General features: G+C 71.2%; 16 protein-coding genes. 15 read left to right on the forward strand and 1 reads right to left on the reverse strand.

Features of this window, described 5'->3' with window-relative positions:
* Positions 1-246: 246 nt before the first annotated feature.
* The 3 genes from rho to prmC are packed head-to-tail and all read left to right on the forward strand — an operon-like array spanning position 247 to position 4,733.
* Complete coding sequence (gene rho, locus NL142_RS06015) at positions 247-2,748, forward strand: transcription termination factor Rho (protein ID WP_435081336.1); 2,502 nt, start codon at positions 247-249, stop codon at positions 2,746-2,748.
* A 5-nt stretch (positions 2,749-2,753) separates the two neighbouring features.
* A complete protein-coding gene (gene prfA / locus NL142_RS06020) occupies positions 2,754-3,833 on the forward strand; it encodes a peptide chain release factor 1 (RefSeq protein WP_086505611.1) in 1,080 nt (359 codons plus the stop codon).
* Between the two features lie 24 nt (positions 3,834-3,857).
* On the forward strand, positions 3,858-4,733 hold the full coding sequence (gene prmC / locus NL142_RS06025; protein ID WP_435081337.1) for a peptide chain release factor N(5)-glutamine methyltransferase: 876 nt from the start codon (positions 3,858-3,860) through the stop codon (positions 4,731-4,733).
* Positions 4,734-4,759: 26 nt separating this feature from the next.
* Here prmC and NL142_RS06030 read toward each other — a convergent pair whose 3' ends face one another.
* Positions 4,760-5,413, reverse strand: coding sequence for an HAD-IA family hydrolase (locus NL142_RS06030; RefSeq protein WP_435081338.1), 654 nt, complete (start codon positions 5,411-5,413; stop codon positions 4,760-4,762).
* A 71-nt stretch (positions 5,414-5,484) separates the two neighbouring features.
* Here NL142_RS06030 and NL142_RS06035 point away from each other — a divergent pair, with 71 nt between their 5' ends.
* The 12 genes from NL142_RS06035 to yaaA all read left to right on the forward strand — a co-directional run bounded on the left by NL142_RS06035 (position 5,485) and on the right by yaaA (position 16,179).
* Positions 5,485-6,459 carry an L-threonylcarbamoyladenylate synthase gene (locus NL142_RS06035; RefSeq protein WP_435081339.1) on the forward strand — a complete coding sequence of 325 codons (975 nt, stop codon included), beginning with the start codon at positions 5,485-5,487 and terminating at the stop codon, positions 6,457-6,459.
* Positions 6,456-7,775 carry an MraY family glycosyltransferase gene (locus NL142_RS06040; protein ID WP_435081340.1) on the forward strand — a complete coding sequence of 440 codons (1,320 nt, stop codon included), beginning with the start codon at positions 6,456-6,458 and terminating at the stop codon, positions 7,773-7,775. The genes NL142_RS06035 and NL142_RS06040 overlap by 4 nt, the downstream gene beginning before the upstream one ends.
* Positions 7,772-8,242 (forward strand): Cg1360 family ATP-synthase-associated protein, encoded by a 471-nt coding sequence (locus NL142_RS06045; protein ID WP_043587605.1) that lies wholly within the window; start codon positions 7,772-7,774, stop codon positions 8,240-8,242. The genes NL142_RS06040 and NL142_RS06045 overlap by 4 nt, the downstream gene beginning before the upstream one ends.
* Positions 8,243-8,396: 154 nt before the next feature.
* Positions 8,397-9,245 carry a F0F1 ATP synthase subunit A gene (gene atpB / locus NL142_RS06050; RefSeq protein WP_012037849.1) on the forward strand — a complete coding sequence of 283 codons (849 nt, stop codon included), beginning with the start codon at positions 8,397-8,399 and terminating at the stop codon, positions 9,243-9,245.
* A 46-nt stretch (positions 9,246-9,291) separates the two neighbouring features.
* Positions 9,292-9,525 carry an ATP synthase F0 subunit C gene (locus NL142_RS06055; RefSeq protein WP_012037850.1) on the forward strand — a complete coding sequence of 78 codons (234 nt, stop codon included), beginning with the start codon at positions 9,292-9,294 and terminating at the stop codon, positions 9,523-9,525.
* A gap of 11 nt (positions 9,526-9,536) precedes the next feature.
* The gene (locus tag NL142_RS06060; protein ID WP_086520641.1) at positions 9,537-10,103 is read left to right on the forward strand and encodes a F0F1 ATP synthase subunit B; all 567 of its coding nucleotides are present in this window, start codon (positions 9,537-9,539) and stop codon (positions 10,101-10,103) included.
* Entirely contained in the window at positions 10,103-10,894 is a 792-nt protein-coding gene (locus tag NL142_RS06065; RefSeq protein WP_043587604.1) for a F0F1 ATP synthase subunit delta, read from the forward strand. The genes NL142_RS06060 and NL142_RS06065 overlap by 1 nt, the downstream gene beginning before the upstream one ends.
* 55 nt (positions 10,895-10,949) lie before the next feature.
* Entirely contained in the window at positions 10,950-12,587 is a 1,638-nt protein-coding gene (atpA, locus tag NL142_RS06070) for a F0F1 ATP synthase subunit alpha (RefSeq protein WP_435081341.1), read from the forward strand.
* Positions 12,588-12,637: 50 nt separating this feature from the next.
* Entirely contained in the window at positions 12,638-13,537 is a 900-nt protein-coding gene (locus tag NL142_RS06075) for a F0F1 ATP synthase subunit gamma (RefSeq protein WP_043587601.1), read from the forward strand.
* A 35-nt stretch (positions 13,538-13,572) separates the two neighbouring features.
* Entirely contained in the window at positions 13,573-15,033 is a 1,461-nt protein-coding gene (gene atpD / locus NL142_RS06080) for a F0F1 ATP synthase subunit beta (protein WP_012037855.1), read from the forward strand.
* A 1-nt stretch (position 15,034) separates the two neighbouring features.
* Positions 15,035-15,304 (forward strand): F0F1 ATP synthase subunit epsilon, encoded by a 270-nt coding sequence (locus NL142_RS06085; RefSeq protein ID WP_435081342.1) that lies wholly within the window; start codon positions 15,035-15,037, stop codon positions 15,302-15,304.
* Between the two features lie 119 nt (positions 15,305-15,423).
* The gene (gene yaaA, locus NL142_RS06090; RefSeq protein ID WP_435081343.1) at positions 15,424-16,179 is read left to right on the forward strand and encodes a peroxide stress protein YaaA; all 756 of its coding nucleotides are present in this window, start codon (positions 15,424-15,426) and stop codon (positions 16,177-16,179) included.
* Positions 16,180-16,186: the final 7 nt, after the last annotated feature.

Consider the following 16,186-nt stretch of genomic DNA (forward strand, 5'->3'; position numbering starts at 1 on the left):
GAGCGCCGGGTGCTAGGCTCTGCTCGACCCCGGAATCAACGGATCCACGCATGCGCGTCGGAGATCCGGTCCCGGTGGTCGTTCCTCACCACTCACCCGCTGTCGTCTCTGCAAGATCCCGTGCCTCCGTGCCCGACAGCAGCTCCGGACGGAATCAGACCGTCCGCCGCTTTCGCAGAGACACACGCGATCGGCTCTCCTCCGCACGGGCTTCGTCCCGCCGGACAGGGGAAAGGACCCACGCACATGACCGATGTCGACACCCGCGCCACCACCGCGGACCTGAGCGCGCTCCGCGTCTCACAGCTCCAGGCGATCGCCTCCGAGCTCGGGATCCCGGGCGGCTCCAAGCTCCGGAAGGGCGAGCTCGTGACCGCGATCTCCGAGATCCAGGCAGCCCGGGGCACCACCGCCCCCTCCGACGAGACGGCCCCCGAGGCCGCCGCGTCGGCCGAGACCGGCGACGCGACGCCCGCTGCCGCGGACGACGCCGCCGTCGCGCCCGTCGTCGAGGAGGCCCCCGCCTCGGAGCCCGTCGTCGCCGACGCCGCCCCGATCGCGGACGCCGCCCCGGCTGCGGACGCCGCCCCGGCTGCGGACGCGACCCCCGCCGAGGCGCTTGTCGCCGAGGCGCCCGCCGCCGACGCCCCGGCCGAGCAGCCCGCGCGCTCCGGCCGCGGATCCCGCCGCGCCAGCACCGCCCGCATCGTGCCCGAGCGCATCGCCGAGACCGTCGAGGCGCCCGCCGCCGAGCCCGCCGGCACGGGCCTCGAGGCCCGCATCGCCGAGGCCACCGGGGGCCGCACGCAGGAGCCCCGCACCGAGGCACCCCGCACCGAGGCGCCCGCGCGCTCCGGCCGCGGATCCCGCCGCGCCACGAGCTCCGGCGTCGTGGACCCCGCGACCGAGGCCCCGCGCCAGGCCGCGCAGCACGTGAACAGCGGCCAGACCGCCGACCAGCTCGTCCCCGCCGACGCGCAGCCCGACGCGCAGGCGCCCGCCGCCGACGCGCCCACCGAGGAGCAGGCGCCCGCCCAGCGCTCCGGCCGCGGCCGTCGCCGCGGCGGACGCGACGCCCAGGACGGCGCCGACCGCGGCGCCGCGCAGGACGCGCCCGCCCAGGAGACCGCCGACGAGGCCCCCGCCGCATCCGAGCAGGCCGACCGCCAGCGCGACGACCGCGACGCCGACGACCAGGGCGGACGCCGCGACGACCAGGGCCGCGAGGGTCGCGAGGGCGGCCGCAACCGCAGCCGCAACCGCCGCAACCGCGACCGCGGACGCGACCAGGACGACCAGCAGCAGGGCGGCCGCGACCAGGGCCAGCCGCAGCAGGCCACCCGCGAGCCCGACGCCGACGACGAGGCGCAGGAGGAGGCCCGCACCGGCCGCCAGCGCCAGAACGGCCGCGGCCAGGGCGACCGCACGCAGGACGTGCGCGCCGACCAGGCCCGCGCCGACCTCGGCCGCGACGACGACCGCGGCGGCCGCAGCCGGTACCGCGACCGCAAGCGCGGCCGGGGCCAGGGCGGCGACGACTTCGAGCCCGAGGTCACCGAGGACGACGTCCTCCTGCCCGTCGCGGGCATCCTCGACGTGCTCGACAACTACGCGTTCGTCCGCACGAGCGGCTACCTGCCCGGCACGAACGACGTCTACGTCTCGCTCGGCCAGGTCAAGAAGCACTCGCTGCGCAAGGGCGACGCGATCGTCGGCGCCATCCGCCAGCCGCGCGAGAACGACAGCCAGAGCCGCCAGAAGTACAACGCGATCGTGAAGATCGACTCGGTCAACGGCCTGCCGCCCGAGGAGGCCGCGAACCGCGTCGAGTTCGGCAAGCTCACGCCGCTGTACCCGCAGGACCGCCTCAGCCTCGAGACCGAGCCCAACAAGCTCACGACGCGGATCATCGACCTCGTGTCGCCGATCGGCAAGGGCCAGCGCGGCCTCATCGTCTCGCCGCCCAAGGCCGGCAAGACGCTCGTGCTCCAGGCCATCGCGAACGCCATCGCCACCAACAACCCCGAGGTCCACCTCATGGTCGTGCTGGTCGACGAGCGTCCCGAGGAGGTCACCGACATGCAGCGCACGGTGAAGGGCGAGGTCATCGCCTCCACCTTCGACCGTCCCGCCGAGGACCACACCACGGTCGCCGAGCTCGCCATCGAGCGCGCCAAGCGCCTCGTGGAGCTCGGCCACGACGTGGTCGTGCTGCTCGACTCCATCACCCGCCTCGGCCGCGCGTACAACCTCGCGGCTCCCGCGTCGGGTCGGATCCTCTCGGGCGGCGTCGACTCGTCGGCGCTCTACCCGCCGAAGCGCTTCTTCGGCGCGGCGCGCAACATCGAGCACGGCGGATCGCTCACGATCCTCGCCACGGCGCTCGTGGAGACCGGATCCAAGATGGACGAGGTCATCTTCGAGGAGTTCAAGGGCACCGGCAACATGGAGCTCCGCCTCTCGCGCGCCCTCGCCGACAAGCGGATCTTCCCCGCCGTCGACGTCAACGCCTCAGGCACGCGCCGCGAGGAGATGCTCATGGGCGCCGACGAGGTCAAGGTCACCTGGAAGCTGCGCCGCGCCCTCGCCGGGCTCGAGCAGCAGCAGGCCCTCGAGATCGTCCTCAGCCGCCTCAAGGAGACGACGTCCAACGTCGAGTTCCTCATGAAGGTCCAGGCCTCCATGCCCAACACCGGCAACGGCGTGTCCCACCAGAGCCACGGGCACGGCGCGCACGAGAAGGGCTGACCCCCGTGTTCGAGTCCGTCGTCCAGCTGCTGGAGGAGCACGAGGAGCTCCAGCAGCAGCTCGGCGACCCCGAGCTGCACGCCGACGCGTCGCGCTCGCGCAAGGTCAACCGCCGCTACGCGGAGCTGAGCCGGATCGTGGCCGCGCACGCGGAGTGGACCCAGCTCGGCGACGACCTGGCCGCCGCGCGCGAGCTGGCCGAGGAGGACCCGGCGTTCGCCGACGAGATCCCCGGCCTCGAGCAGGCGCTGGATCAGGCGCAGGAGAAGCTCCGGCGGCTCCTGATCCCGCGCGACCCCGACGACGCGCGCGACGTCATCATGGAGATCAAGATGGGGGAGGGCGGCGCCGAGAGCGCGCTGTTCGCCGCCGACCTGCTCCGCATGTACCTGCACTACGCCGAGTCGCGCCGCTGGAAGACCGAGGTCCTCAGCCAGACCCAGAGCGACCTCGGCGGCTACAAGGACGTCCAGGTCGCCATCAAGGGCACGTCCGACGACCCGGCGCTCGGCGTGTGGGCGCACCTCAAGTACGAGGGCGGCGTGCACCGCGTGCAGCGTGTGCCGGCGACCGAGTCGCAGGGCCGCATCCACACCTCGGCGGCCGGCGTGCTCGTGATCCCCGAGGTCGAGGAGGTCGAGGAGGTCGCGATCGACCCCAACGACCTCAAGATCGACGTGTACCGCTCGTCCGGCCCCGGCGGCCAGTCGGTCAACACGACCGACTCCGCCGTCCGCATCACCCACCTGCCCACCGGCATCGTGGTCGCGATGCAGAACGAGAAGAGCCAGCTGCAGAACCGCGAGGCCGGGATGCGCGTGCTGCGGGCTCGCGTGCTCGCGAAGCAGCAGGAGGAGATCGACGCGGAGGCCTCGGCCGTGCGCCGGAGCCAGATCCGCACGATGGACCGGTCCGAGCGCATCCGCACGTACAACTTCCCGGAGAACCGCATCGCGGACCACCGCACGGGATACAAGGCGTACAACCTCGACGCCGTGATGGACGGAGCCCTCGACCCCGTCGTGGAATCGTGCATCCAGGCGGACGAGGAGGCGCGTCTCGACGCGCTGGGGACGGACGCGTGACGCCCTCGCGCGTCGCGCTCGCGCGTGCCTGACGCAGAGGGCGTCCCGGTCACCGTGGACGCCCTCCGCATGCGCGTCGGGCAGGCGCTCGCGTCCGCCGGCATCGAGGATCCCGCGGTCGACGCGGAGCTCCTCCTCGGCCACGTGCTCGGCCTCTCCCGGGGGCAGGTGCAGTCGCGCGCGATCACGCGCGCGGCCGTCGACGCCGGGGACGCCGCGCGCGTCCTCGAGCTGACCGCGCGTCGGGCCCGGCGCGAGCCGCTGCAGCACATCACGGGCGTCGCGCACTTCCGCTCGCTCGAGCTCCTGGTCGGACCCGGCGTCTTCGTGCCGCGACCCGAGACGGAGCACGTGGCGCAGCTCGCGATCGACGCGCTGACGGCGGCGCCCGGGGAGGCGCCCGTCGCCGTCGACCTCGGCACGGGATCCGGCGCGCTCGCGCTCGCGCTCGCGACCGAGGTGCCGCACGCGCGCGTGCACGCGATCGAGGTGTCGCCCGAGGCGCACGCCTGGACGGCCCGCAACGTGGAGCGCATCGCGCCCCGCGTCGACCTCGTGCTCGGCGACCTCGCCGACGCGTTCCCCGAGCTCGACGGCACGGTGTCCGTCGTCGTCTCGAACCCGCCCTACATCCCCGCCGACGCGATCCCGCGCGACCCGGAGGTGCGGCTGCACGACCCCGCGCTCGCGCTCTACGGCGGCGCGGACGGCCTCGACGTCGTGCGGCTCGTCTCGACGACCGCGCGGCGGCTGCTCCACCCGGGGGGTGCGCTCGTGATCGAGCACGGGGAGCTGCAGGGCGACGCGATCCGCGCCCTCCTCGACGCCGACGGCTGGCGCGCGACCGCGACGCACCAGGACCTCACCCGGCGCGACCGCGCGACGACCGCGCTGCGCTGACGGGGATCGCGAGCCCGGCTCCCGGGTCAGCCCGCGTGCGCCTGCGCCCGGATGAACGCCTCGACGGCGGGCAGCAGGTCCCCGTCGCCGCGCACGTGGTGCCCGGTGATGCCGAGCCCGCGTGCCGACGCGACGTTTTCCTCGCGGTCGTCCGCGAAGAACGTCCGCGCGGCCGGCTGCCCGTACGCGGCGAGCACCCCGCGGAACACGGCCGGATCCGGCTTCCGGGCGCCGTACCCGCTCGAGGTCCGCAGGTGCTCCACGCCGAAGAGCGGCACCAGCTCGGGCGCGAGCTCCGGGAGGTGCCGGGCCGCGAGCGCGTTGTTGTTGGTGAGCAGCGTGATCCGCCCGGACTCGCGCGCCCGGGCCACCGCCTCGAGCGCCTGCGGCCGCACCGTCATGGACGCCCGGCGCCGCCGCACCCACTCGTCCTCGTCCATCTCCACGCCCACCGCGGCGCAGAAGGCGTCGAGGTAGGAGTCGGCGTCGATGCGGCCCGCCTCCGCCGCCCACTCGCCGTCGTCGTTGTACCAGCGGCGGCGCAGCTCCGGCAGGTCGTGCCCGGTCGCGGCCGTGATGCGGTCGGCGGGCCCCCGCCAGTCGTGGTCGTACAGCACGTCGTCCATGTCGAACACGAACAGGAGCCCGTCGGGGCCGGGGGAGCGGGGAGCGGAGGTCATCACGCCCAGTATGCGGGCGTCGGCGTGGCGCGGATCGCCCGCTCAGGGCCCGGGGCGCGCGCTCGGCTACGATGAGCGACGACATGGCGCGCATCTACGACTGCTCAGTCGACACCGACCTCCTCACCGGCATGAGACTCGCCCGACAGGCGGTGGGCCGCGGCGAGGTCGTCGTCATCCCCACGGACACCGTCTACGGCATCGCCGCCGACGCCTTCAACCCCGACGCGGTGCAGCGCCTGCTGGACGCGAAGGGCCGCGGGCGCGACGCCCCGCCTCCCGTGCTCATCCCCGGGCACTCCACGCTCGACGCCCTCGCCGACTTCGTCCCCGACGTGGTCCGCCGCCTGGTGGACGAGTTCTGGCCGGGCGGCCTCACGGTGATCCTCGTGGCGCAGCCCTCCCTCGTCTGGGACCTCGGCGAGACCCGCGGCACCGTCGCGCTGCGCATGCCCGCGAATTCCTACGCGCTCGAGCTCCTCGCGGAGACCGGCCCGCTCGCGGTCTCGTCCGCGAACAGGACGGGCCAGCCCGCCGCCGCGACCGCCCAGGAGGCCGTGGACCAGCTCGGCGAGTCGGTCGACGTCTTCCTCGACGGGGGAGCAGCCGGGGGAGCCGCCTCGACCATCGTCGACGCCTCGCGCGTCACCCAGGCGGGCGGCCGCGTCCGCATCGTGCGCGAGGGCGCGATCACGCGCGCGCAGATCCAGCAGCTCATCGGCGACGAGCTCGAGCCCGTCGTCACCGCGCCCACGGAGCCGGAGCAGGAAGCGGCGCAGCCGCCCGTCCCCGACCAGCCCGAGGCCCCGCGCGGCACCGCGAGCGGCGCCGAGCGCGTCGACGGATCCGCGGATCCCGACGCCGCGTCCGACGCCGACGAGTCGCCCGTCGCCGATGCGTCGTCCGTCGCCGACGCGTCCACCGACGCCGACACGTCGACCGACGCCGGCCCGACCTACCCCGAGTTCGTCGAGCCGGTCGATCCGGCGCCCGCCGACCCGACCGCGACCGAGCCCCCCGCGGATCCGCCCGCGCACCCCCGGTGACCTACTACGCCGCCATGGCGGTCGTGTCGGCGGTCATCACGCTCGTCCTGTCGATGGTCGTCATGAAGCTCGGCTACCGCTACAAGCTCTACCCGGCCATCCGCGCGCGCGACGTGCACACGCGCCCGACGCCCCGGCTCGGCGGAGTGGCCATGTTCGCCGGCATCCTGGTCGCGTTCGCCGTGGCCTCGCAGGTCTCCTGGTTCAGCCTGGTCTTCGACCGGCCGGGTCCGGTGTTCGCGATCCTCGGCGCCGCGCTCATGATCGTCGTCATCGGCGTCCTCGACGACATCTACGACCTCGACTGGATGATCAAGCTGGCCGGCCAGATCCTCGCGGCGGGCCTCCTCGCCTGGCAGGGCGTCGCGATCTCCTCGCTGCCGATCGGCGGCCTCACGGTCGGCTCGTCGCAGATGTCGATCATGCTGACGATCTTCGCGATCGTGCTCGTGATGAACGCCGTCAACTTCATCGACGGGCTCGACGGCCTCGTCGCGGGCGTCGCGATCATCGCCAACGGCGCCTTCTTCCTCTACAGCTTCCTGCTCTCGGACACCGCCACCGGCCAGACCGAGCGATTCAACCTCGCGTCCCTCATCAGCGCGATCCTCATCGGCGCGTGCCTCGGCTTCCTCCCGTTCAACTGGCACCCCGCGAAGCTGTTCATGGGCGACGCGGGCGCGCTGCTCGTCGGCCTCCTCATGGCCACGAGCGCGATCGCCGTCACGGGCGAGATCGACCCGAACCCGGAGACGTTCGGCCGCTCGCAGCTGCTGCCCGCCTTCCTGCCGATCCTCCTGCCGTTCGCGATCCTCATCGTCCCGCTGCTCGACTTCGCCCTCGCGGTCTTCCGGCGTCTGAAGGCCGGCAAGTCGCCCTTCAGCGCCGACCGCAAGCACCTGCACCACCGCCTGCTCGACATGGGGCACTCCCGCTTGCACGCGACGCTGATCTTCTACGCGTGGACGGGCGTCGTGTCCGTGGGCTGCCTGCTCATGTTCGTCGTGCAGCCGTACGCATGGGGCGTGGCCTTCATCGCGGTCGGCATGGTCGCCTGCGCGGTCGTCACCCTGGCCCCGCTGAGCCGCCGCAAGCGACTCGAGGCCGCCGCCCAGCTCGTGCCCGCCGACGCCGAGTCCGAGGACGCCGCGGCGTTCGACCCGCTCGACGAGGCCGCGGTCGACCGGCCGCTCGCGCGCCTCACGGAGTCCGAGCTCGAGGAGGTCGAGCGCGAGCACGCCGAGCTCGCCACGGGAGCCATCGCGACCCGCCCCACCGACGCCCCGAACCCGGGGACAGCCAAGGAGACGACATGACCGACAGCCCGAGCGCCCCCGCCCCGGCGGAGACCCCCGCGAAGAAGGACGTCTTCACGCGCATCCTCATCGGGGGAGCGCTGCTCGCCCTCGCCATCGCGGTGGTCGGCGGCATCGTCGGCTTCGCGGTCGACGGCGGCCGCGGCCTGCTCAGCGCCGTCATCGGCAGCGCCATGGCCCTCGTGTTCCTCGGGCTCACGGCCGGCAGCATCCTCTTCGCGAACCGGTTCCAGTCCTCGCCGATCTACCCGACGCTGTTCTTCTCGGTCGTGCTCGGCGCGTGGCTCCTCAAGTTCGTGGTGTTCCTCGCGGTCGCGATGGTGCTCAAGGAACAGCCGTGGATCAACCTGGTCGTGCTCTTCGTGACGGTGATCGTGGGCGTCGTGGGCGCCCTCGTCATGGACATGATCGTGATCACCAAGGCCCGCGTCGGCTACGTCAGCGACGCGCAGCTCCCCGGGCGCTGACCGCGCGCCCTCGGGCCGCGGGAAGAGGGGACGCGATTAGTCAGGGCACCCTCATTGTTGATAGTCTCTGTCAAGACGATTCCCGTCGGGCCGTGCCCAGATCCACCTCACGCCGGCGTCTTCTCACCCCATCCGTTCGTCGCCGCGAGAGCTCGTGCTCCACGCCCCGAAACAGGAGATAGCGCTGTTAGCCACCGCTGCACCCAGCATCATCACCCTCGCCGCTGAAGACTCGGGTGAGGGGTTCCACGCTCCCACGCTCGAGGAGTTCTTCCCGCCGATCGCCTTCTTCGAGGGCACGGGCTTCGACCTCAACCGCATCATGCTCATCAGGCTCCTGGTGATGGCGGTCCTCGTCGTCCTGTTCGTCGTCGGCACGCGCAAGCTCGCGCTGGTGCCCGGCCGCGGCCAGAACCTCGTCGAGATGGGCGTCGACTTCGTCCGCGTCAACATCGCGGAGGACATCCTCGGCAAGAAGGACGGCCGGCGCTTCCTGCCGATCATCATGACCATCTTCTTCCTGGTCCTCGGCATGAACCTGACGGGCGTCGTCCCGTTCCTCAACATCGCGGGCACGTCGGTCATCGGCCTCCCGCTGCTTCTCGCCCTGGTGGCGTACGTGACCTTCATCTACGCCGGCATCAAGGACCGGGGCGTGATGTTCTTCAAGAACACGCTGTTCCCCGCCGGTGCGCCGAAGCCGGTCTACCTGCTCCTCACGCCCATCGAGTTCCTCTCGACGTTCATCATCCGGCCGGTCGCGCTCACGCTCCGACTCCTGATGAACATGCTCGTGGGGCACCTCCTGCTGGTGCTCTGCTTCTCCGCGACGTGGTTCTTCCTCTTCGAGGCGCAGGGCGCGCTCAAGATCCTGGGCGCAGGCACCCTCGTCCTCGGGTTCGCGTTCACGCTCTTCGAGCTGCTCGTCGCAGTCCTGCAGGCCTACATCTTCGCCCTCCTCACCGCCGTCTACATCCAGATGGCCGTGGCGGAGGAGCACTAAGCGATCTCGTCGACCAACGAGATCACCCAACCGGAAGGAAACCCCAGTGGACCCCATCATTCTCGCCGAGATCAACGGCAACATCGCGACCGTCGGCTACGGCCTCGCAGCGATCGGCCCCGGCATCGGTGTCGGGATCGTCGCGGGCAAGACCGTCGAGGCCATGGCCCGCCAGCCTGAGATGGCCGGCAGCCTCCGCACCACGATGTTCCTCGGCATCGCGTTCTCCGAGGCGCTCGCGCTCATCGGCCTCGCGACCTACTTCATCTTCACCAACTAGGGGAGTCGCACATGCTCACGCCCCACAACGTGATGGCGGCAGGTGAAGAAGCGCCGAGCATCCTCCTACCCGCGGTCTACGACATCGTGTGGTCGGCGGTCGTGTTCGTCGTCCTCCTGGTCGTCATCTGGAAGTACGCGCTCCCGCGCGTCTACGCCATGCTCGACGGTCGCACCGAGGCCATCGCCGGCGGAATCGAGAAGGCCGAGCGCGCGCAGGCGGAAGCCGACGCCGCGAAGGCCGAGCTCACCGCCCAGCTCGCCGAGGCACGCGCCGAGGCCGGCCGCATCCGCGAGCAGGCCCGCGTAGACGCCACGGCGATCGCCGCGGAGATCAAGGAGCAGGCCACGGCCGACGCCGCCCGGATCACCGCGAGCGCGCAGCAGCAGATCGAAGCCGAGCGCCAGCAGGCGGTCGTCGCGCTCCGCTCCGAGGTCGGATCGCTCGCGATCGACCTCGCGTCGGGTGTCATCGGCCAGAGCCTCACGGACGACCAGCGCTCCACCGCGCTCGTCGACCGGTTCCTCGCCGACCTGGAGGCCAGCGAGACCGCCGGCAGGACGGGATCCGCCAGCTGATGGGCAGTGCATCGCGCGCATCGCTCGACTCCGCACGCCGCGTCCTCGCGGAGCTCGGGGGCGTCGACCTGTCGACGGCCGGTCAGCTCCTCGGAGCCGGCCGCGCCATCGGCGGATCCACGCACCTGCTCTCCGCGCTGGCGGACACCGGCATCGCGCCGGAGGTCAAGCACAGCATCGTGGACCGGGTCTTCGGCGCCACCGTGCAGGAGCCGGCGCTCCGCGTCCTCCGCGCGGTCGTCGACGGACGCTGGTCGTCGCACGACGAGCTGCTGGCGGGCATCGAGGAGCTCGGCATCCGCGCCGTCGCGATCTCGGCGCCCGAGGGCACGCCCGTCGAGTCCGAGCTGTTCACGTTCGGACGCGCGGTGTCCACCGACGACGGCCTCGAGCTGGCGTTCGGCGACAAGCTGGGCGACCCGCAAGGCAAGTCGACGCTCGTCCACCGTCTCCTCGACGGTCGGGCATCGGAGCAGACGGTCGTCATCGTCGAGCAGCTCGTGCAGCAGCCCCGCGGCCGCCGCATCGGCGAGCTCGTCCGTCACGCCGCCACCCTCGTGGCCGACCAGGCGGGCCTCACCATCGCCACGGTCAGCGTCGCCTCGCCCCTGTCGCCCGAGCAGTCGGAGCGCCTCGCGCAGGCGCTGAGCCGCCGGTACTCCCGGCGGATCGAGCTGAACCAGGTCGTGGATCGCGACCTCGTCGGCGGCCTCCGCGTCCAGATCGGCGACGACGTCATCGACGGCAGCGTCGCCACCAGGATCAACGATTTGAGACTCCAGTTCGCCTGACCGGCGGGCGTCACCTCGGGAGCCGTCCGCTCTCGTGAATGCAAAGGGAAAGAAGATGGCAGAACTTTCGATCAGCCCCGACGAGATCCGGGACGCGCTCAAGGACTTCGTGCAGTCCTACGAGCCCGGCAAGGCCTCGACCACCGAGGTCGGCTACGTGCTCGACGCGGGCGACGGAATCGCCCACGTGCAGGGCCTGCCCGGCGTCATGGCCAACGAGCTCATCACGTTCGCCGACGGGACCCTGGGCCTCGCCCAGAACCTGGAGGAGAGCGAGATCGGCGTCATCGTGCTCGGCGAGTTCGCCGGCATCGAGGAGGGCATGGAGGTGCGCCGCACCGGCGAGGTGCTCTCCGTCCCCGTCGGCGACGGCTACCTCGGCCGCGTCGTGGACCCGCTGGGGAATCCCATCGACGGCCAGGGCGAGATCGCGACCGAGGGCCGCCGCGCCCTCGAGCTCCAGGCGCCCGGCGTCATGCAGCGCAAGAGCGTGCACGAGCCCATGCAGACCGGCATCAAGGCCATCGACGCCATGATCCCGATCGGCCGCGGCCAGCGCCAGCTCATCATCGGCGACCGCCAGACCGGCAAGACGGCCATCGCGATCGACACGATCATCAACCAGAAGGCCAACTGGGAGTCCGGCGACACGAACAAGCAGGTGCGCTGCATCTACGTCGCCATCGGCCAGAAGGGCTCCACCATCGCCTCGGTGAAGGGCGCCCTCGAGGAGGCCGGCGCCATGGAGTACACGACCATCGTCGCGTCCCCCGCGTCCGACCCCGCCGGCTTCAAGTACCTCGCGCCCTACACCGGCTCGGCCATCGGCCAGCACTGGATGTACGGCGGCAAGCACGTCCTCATCATCTTCGACGACCTGTCCAAGCAGGCCGAGGCCTACCGCGCCGTCTCGCTCCTCCTGCGCCGCCCGCCGGGACGCGAGGCGTACCCCGGCGACGTGTTCTACCTGCACTCCCGCCTGCTCGAGCGCTGCGCCAAGCTCTCGGACGAGCTGGGCGCCGGTTCGATGACGGGCCTGCCCATCATCGAGACGAAGGCGAACGACGTCTCGGCGTACATCCCCACCAACGTGATCTCGATCACCGACGGCCAGATCTTCCTCCAGTCGGACCTCTTCAACGCGAACCAGCGTCCCGCGGTGGACGTCGGCATCTCGGTCTCCCGCGTCGGCGGCGACGCCCAGGTGAAGAGCATCAAGAAGGTCTCCGGCACGCTCAAGCTCGAGCTCGCGCAGTACCGCTCCCTCGAGGCGTTTGCGATCTTCGCGTCCGACCTCGACGCGGCCAGCCGTCGCCAGCTCGCCCGCGGCGCGCGCCTCACCGAGCTGCTCAAGCAGCCCCAGTACTCGCCGTTCCCCATCGAGGAGCAGGTCGTCTCGATCTGGGCGGGCACGAAGGGCAAGCTCGACGAGGTGCCGGTCGAGGACATCCTCCGCTTCGAGCGGGAGCTGCTCGACCACCTCCACCGCAACACGGAGGTGCTGTCGCAGCTCAAGGAGAAGAACGTCCTCACCGACGACATCGTCGACGCGATGGACAAGGCCGTGGACCAGTTCAAGCTCGAGTTCCAGACGGGCGAGGGCAAGCCTCTCGCCTCCGTCGGCTCGGAGAAGTTCGAGGCGACCAACGCCGAGGACGTCAACCAGGAGCAGATCGTGAAGGCCAAGCGCTGACGCGCTGACGCCACACGATCCGCCACCGACCGAGACCGTTAGGGAGACTCATGGGAGCACAACTCCGGGTCTACACGCAGAAGATCAAATCCGCGCAGACGACGAAGAAGATCACCCGCGCGATGGAGCTGATCTCCGCGTCGCGCATCCAGAAGGCGCAGCAGCGGATGGCGGCGTCTGCGCCGTACTCCCGCGCCGTCACGCGCGCGGTCTCGGCGGTGGCGACGTTCTCCAACGTCGACCACATCCTCACGACCGAGCCGGAGAAGGTGGAGCGGGCGGCGATCGTCATCTTCGCCTCCGACCGCGGCCTCGCCGGCGCCTTCAGCTCCAGCGTCCTGAAGGAGTCGGAGCAGCTCGCCGAGCTCCTCCGCTCGCAGGGCAAGGAGATCGTCTACTACCTGGTGGGCCGCAAGGCCGTCGGGTACTTCAAGTTCCGGAAGCGCTCCTCGGAGCGCATCTGGACGGGCAGCACCGAGAAGCCCGAGTTCGAGACCGCGAAGTCGATCGGCGACGCGCTCGTGGAGAAGTTCGTGACGCCGGCGTCCGAGGGCGGGGTGGACGAGATCCACATCGTCTTCAACCGCTTCGTGTCGATCGCGACGCAGAAGCCCGAGGTCGTCCGGCTGCTGCCGCTCGAGGTCGTCGAGGGGGTGGAGGCGCCCGGCGAGGGTGCCGTCCTGCCGCTCTACGAGTTCGAGCCCGAGGTGGGCGACGTGCTCGACGCCCTGCTGCCCGTCTACATCGAGAGCCGCATCTTCAACGCGATGCTCCAGTCGGCCGCCTCCGAGCACGCCGCGCGCCAGAAGGCCATGAAGTCGGCGAGCGACAACGCCGACAAGCTCGTGACCACCTACACGCGGCTGCGGAACAACGCGCGCCAGACCGAGATCACGCAGCAGATCTCCGAGATCGTCGGCGGCGCGGACGCGCTCGCCTCCAGCAAGTAACACTCCTGCTCCACGAATGAAGAAGAGAGACATCAATGACTGACACCGCCACTGCGCCGGTCGCCAGCGACAGCGTGGCCGGCGTCGGACGCATCGTCCGCGTCACCGGCCCGGTCGTGGACATCGAGTTCCCGCACGACTCGATCCCCCCGGTCTACAACGCCCTCAAGACGACGATCACCATCGGCGAGGAGTCGACGGAGATCACGCTCGAGATCGCGCTGCACCTCGGCGACGACGTCGTGCGCGCCATCGCCCTGAAGCCCACGGATGGCCTCGTCCGCGGCCAGGAGGTGCGCGACACGGGTGCCGCCATCTCGGTGCCCGTCGGCGACATCACCAAGGGCAAGGTCTTCAACGTCACCGGCGACATCCTCAACAACGAGGGTGGCGAGCCGATCGAGATCACCGAGCGCTGGCCCATCCACCGCAAGCCCCCGATGTTCGACCAGCTCGAGTCCAAGACGCAGCTGTTCGAGACCGGCATCAAGGTCATCGACCTCCTCACCCCGTACGTGCAGGGCGGCAAGATCGGCCTGTTCGGCGGCGCGGGCGTCGGCAAGACCGTCCTCATCCAGGAGATGATCCAGCGCGTCGCGCAGGACCACGGCGGCGTGTCCGTGTTCGCCGGCGTCGGCGAGCGCACGCGCGAGGGCAACGACCTCATCATGGAGATGGAGGAGGCCGGCGTCTTCGACAAGACCGCGTTGGTCTTCGGCCAGATGGACGAGCCGCCGGGAACGCGCCTCCGCGTGGCCCTGTCCGCTCTCACGATGGCGGAGTACTTCCGCGACGTGAAGAACCAGGACGTGCTGCTCTTCATCGACAACATCTTCCGCTTCACGCAGGCCGGCTCCGAGGTCTCCACCCTGCTCGGCCGCATGCCGTCCGCGGTGGGGTACCAGCCGAACCTCGCGGACGAGATGGGCGTGCTCCAGGAGCGCATCACGTCGACCCGCGGCCACAGCATCACGTCGCTGCAGGCCATCTACGTCCCCGCGGACGACTACACCGACCCGGCACCGGCCACCACGTTCGCGCACCTCGACGCGACCACGGAGCTCAGCCGCGAGATCGCGTCGCGCGGCCTCTACCCGGCCGTCGACCCGCTGACGTCCACCAGCCGCATCCTCGACCCGCGGTACCTGGGCCAGGCGCACTACGACACGGCCACCCGCGTCAAGGCGATCCTGCAGAAGAACAAGGAGCTGCAGGAGATCATCGCGATCCTCGGCGTCGACGAGCTCTCCGAGGAGGACAAGGTCACGGTGTCGCGTGCGCGCCGCATCCAGCAGTTCCTCTCGCAGAACACGTACATGGCGAAGAAGTTCACAGGCGTCGAGGGCTCCACGGTGCCGCTGAAGAACACCATCGAGTCGTTCTCGAAGATCGCCGACGGCGACTACGACCACGTCGCCGAGCAGGCCTTCTTCAACGTCGGCGACCTCGACGACGTCGAGCGCCGCTGGTCCGAGATCCAGAAGGAGAACGGCTGACATGGCCCGCGCTGATCTCACGGTGACCGTGGTCTCGGCCGACCAGCAGGTCTGGTCTGGCCAGGCGGCCATGGTCGTCGCGCGCACGAGTGAGGGCGAGATCGGCATCCTCGCCGGTCACGAGCCGCTCCTGGCGATCCTCGCGACCGGCAACGTCCGCATCACGCAGGACGGCGGCGCCGTGATCACGGCCGACGCCGACGAGGGCTTCCTCTCGGTGGAGAACGACAACGTGACCGTGGTCGCGCGCAAGGCCGCGCTGGTCGCGTAGCGTCACCTCCGTCCGACGGCGGGCGGTCCCCTCGGGGGCCGTCCGCCGTCGTGCGTCCGGGCAGGCGCTGCTCGTCCCTGCCGAGCCACCCATCCACCACATCCGCTCCCGGAGGTCCCGTGCTCGTCCTGCTGCCCCCGTCCGAGACGAAGCGCGACGGCGGGACGGAGGGATCGCACCTCGACCTCGACCTCCTCGCCTTCCCCGAGCTGACGGACGAGCGGCGCACGGTCGTGCGGGCTGTCGCCGACCTCGCGCAGGATCCCGAGGCCGCCGCGCGCGCCCTCAAGCTCGGACCGCGCCAGGCTGGCGAGGTCGAGCGGAACCGGGTGCTTGAGTCGTCGCCGACCATGCCGGCGCTCCGTCGTTACACCGGCGTGCTGTACGACCCCATCGGCGCCGACTCCCTGGACGCCGCGCAGCTCGCGTTCGCCGGTCGACACGTGGCCGTGCACTCCGCGCTCCTCGGGCCCGTCCGGGCGACCGACCCGATCCCCGCCTACCGGCTCTCGCACGACAGCCGGCTGCCGGGCATGCGGATGAAGGCACACTGGATGGCCTCGGTCCGCCGTGTGCTGGAGGGGATCCCTGGCCTCGTGCTCGACCTCCGATCGGAGGGATACGCGGCCCTCGGACCGCGCCCGGGCCACGAGGACTCCGCCGTGGTGCGCGTGGTCGCCCGCGGTGCGGACGGCACAGCGCGGGCGCTCAACCACTTCAACAAGAAGGCGAAGGGCGAGCTGGTGCGGGCGCTGATCCTCGCCGGCCGCGACCTCGCATCCGTGGCGGAGCTGCTCGACTGGGCCGACGGCGCCGGCATCGAGCTGTCCCGTGGCGACTCCGGCGAGCTCGTCCTGGTCGCCGCGCCGCACTGACGGCGCC

This window comes from Clavibacter quasicaliforniensis, from assembly GCF_051201715.1.
Lineage (GTDB): Bacteria > Actinomycetota > Actinomycetes > Actinomycetales > Microbacteriaceae > Clavibacter > Clavibacter seminis.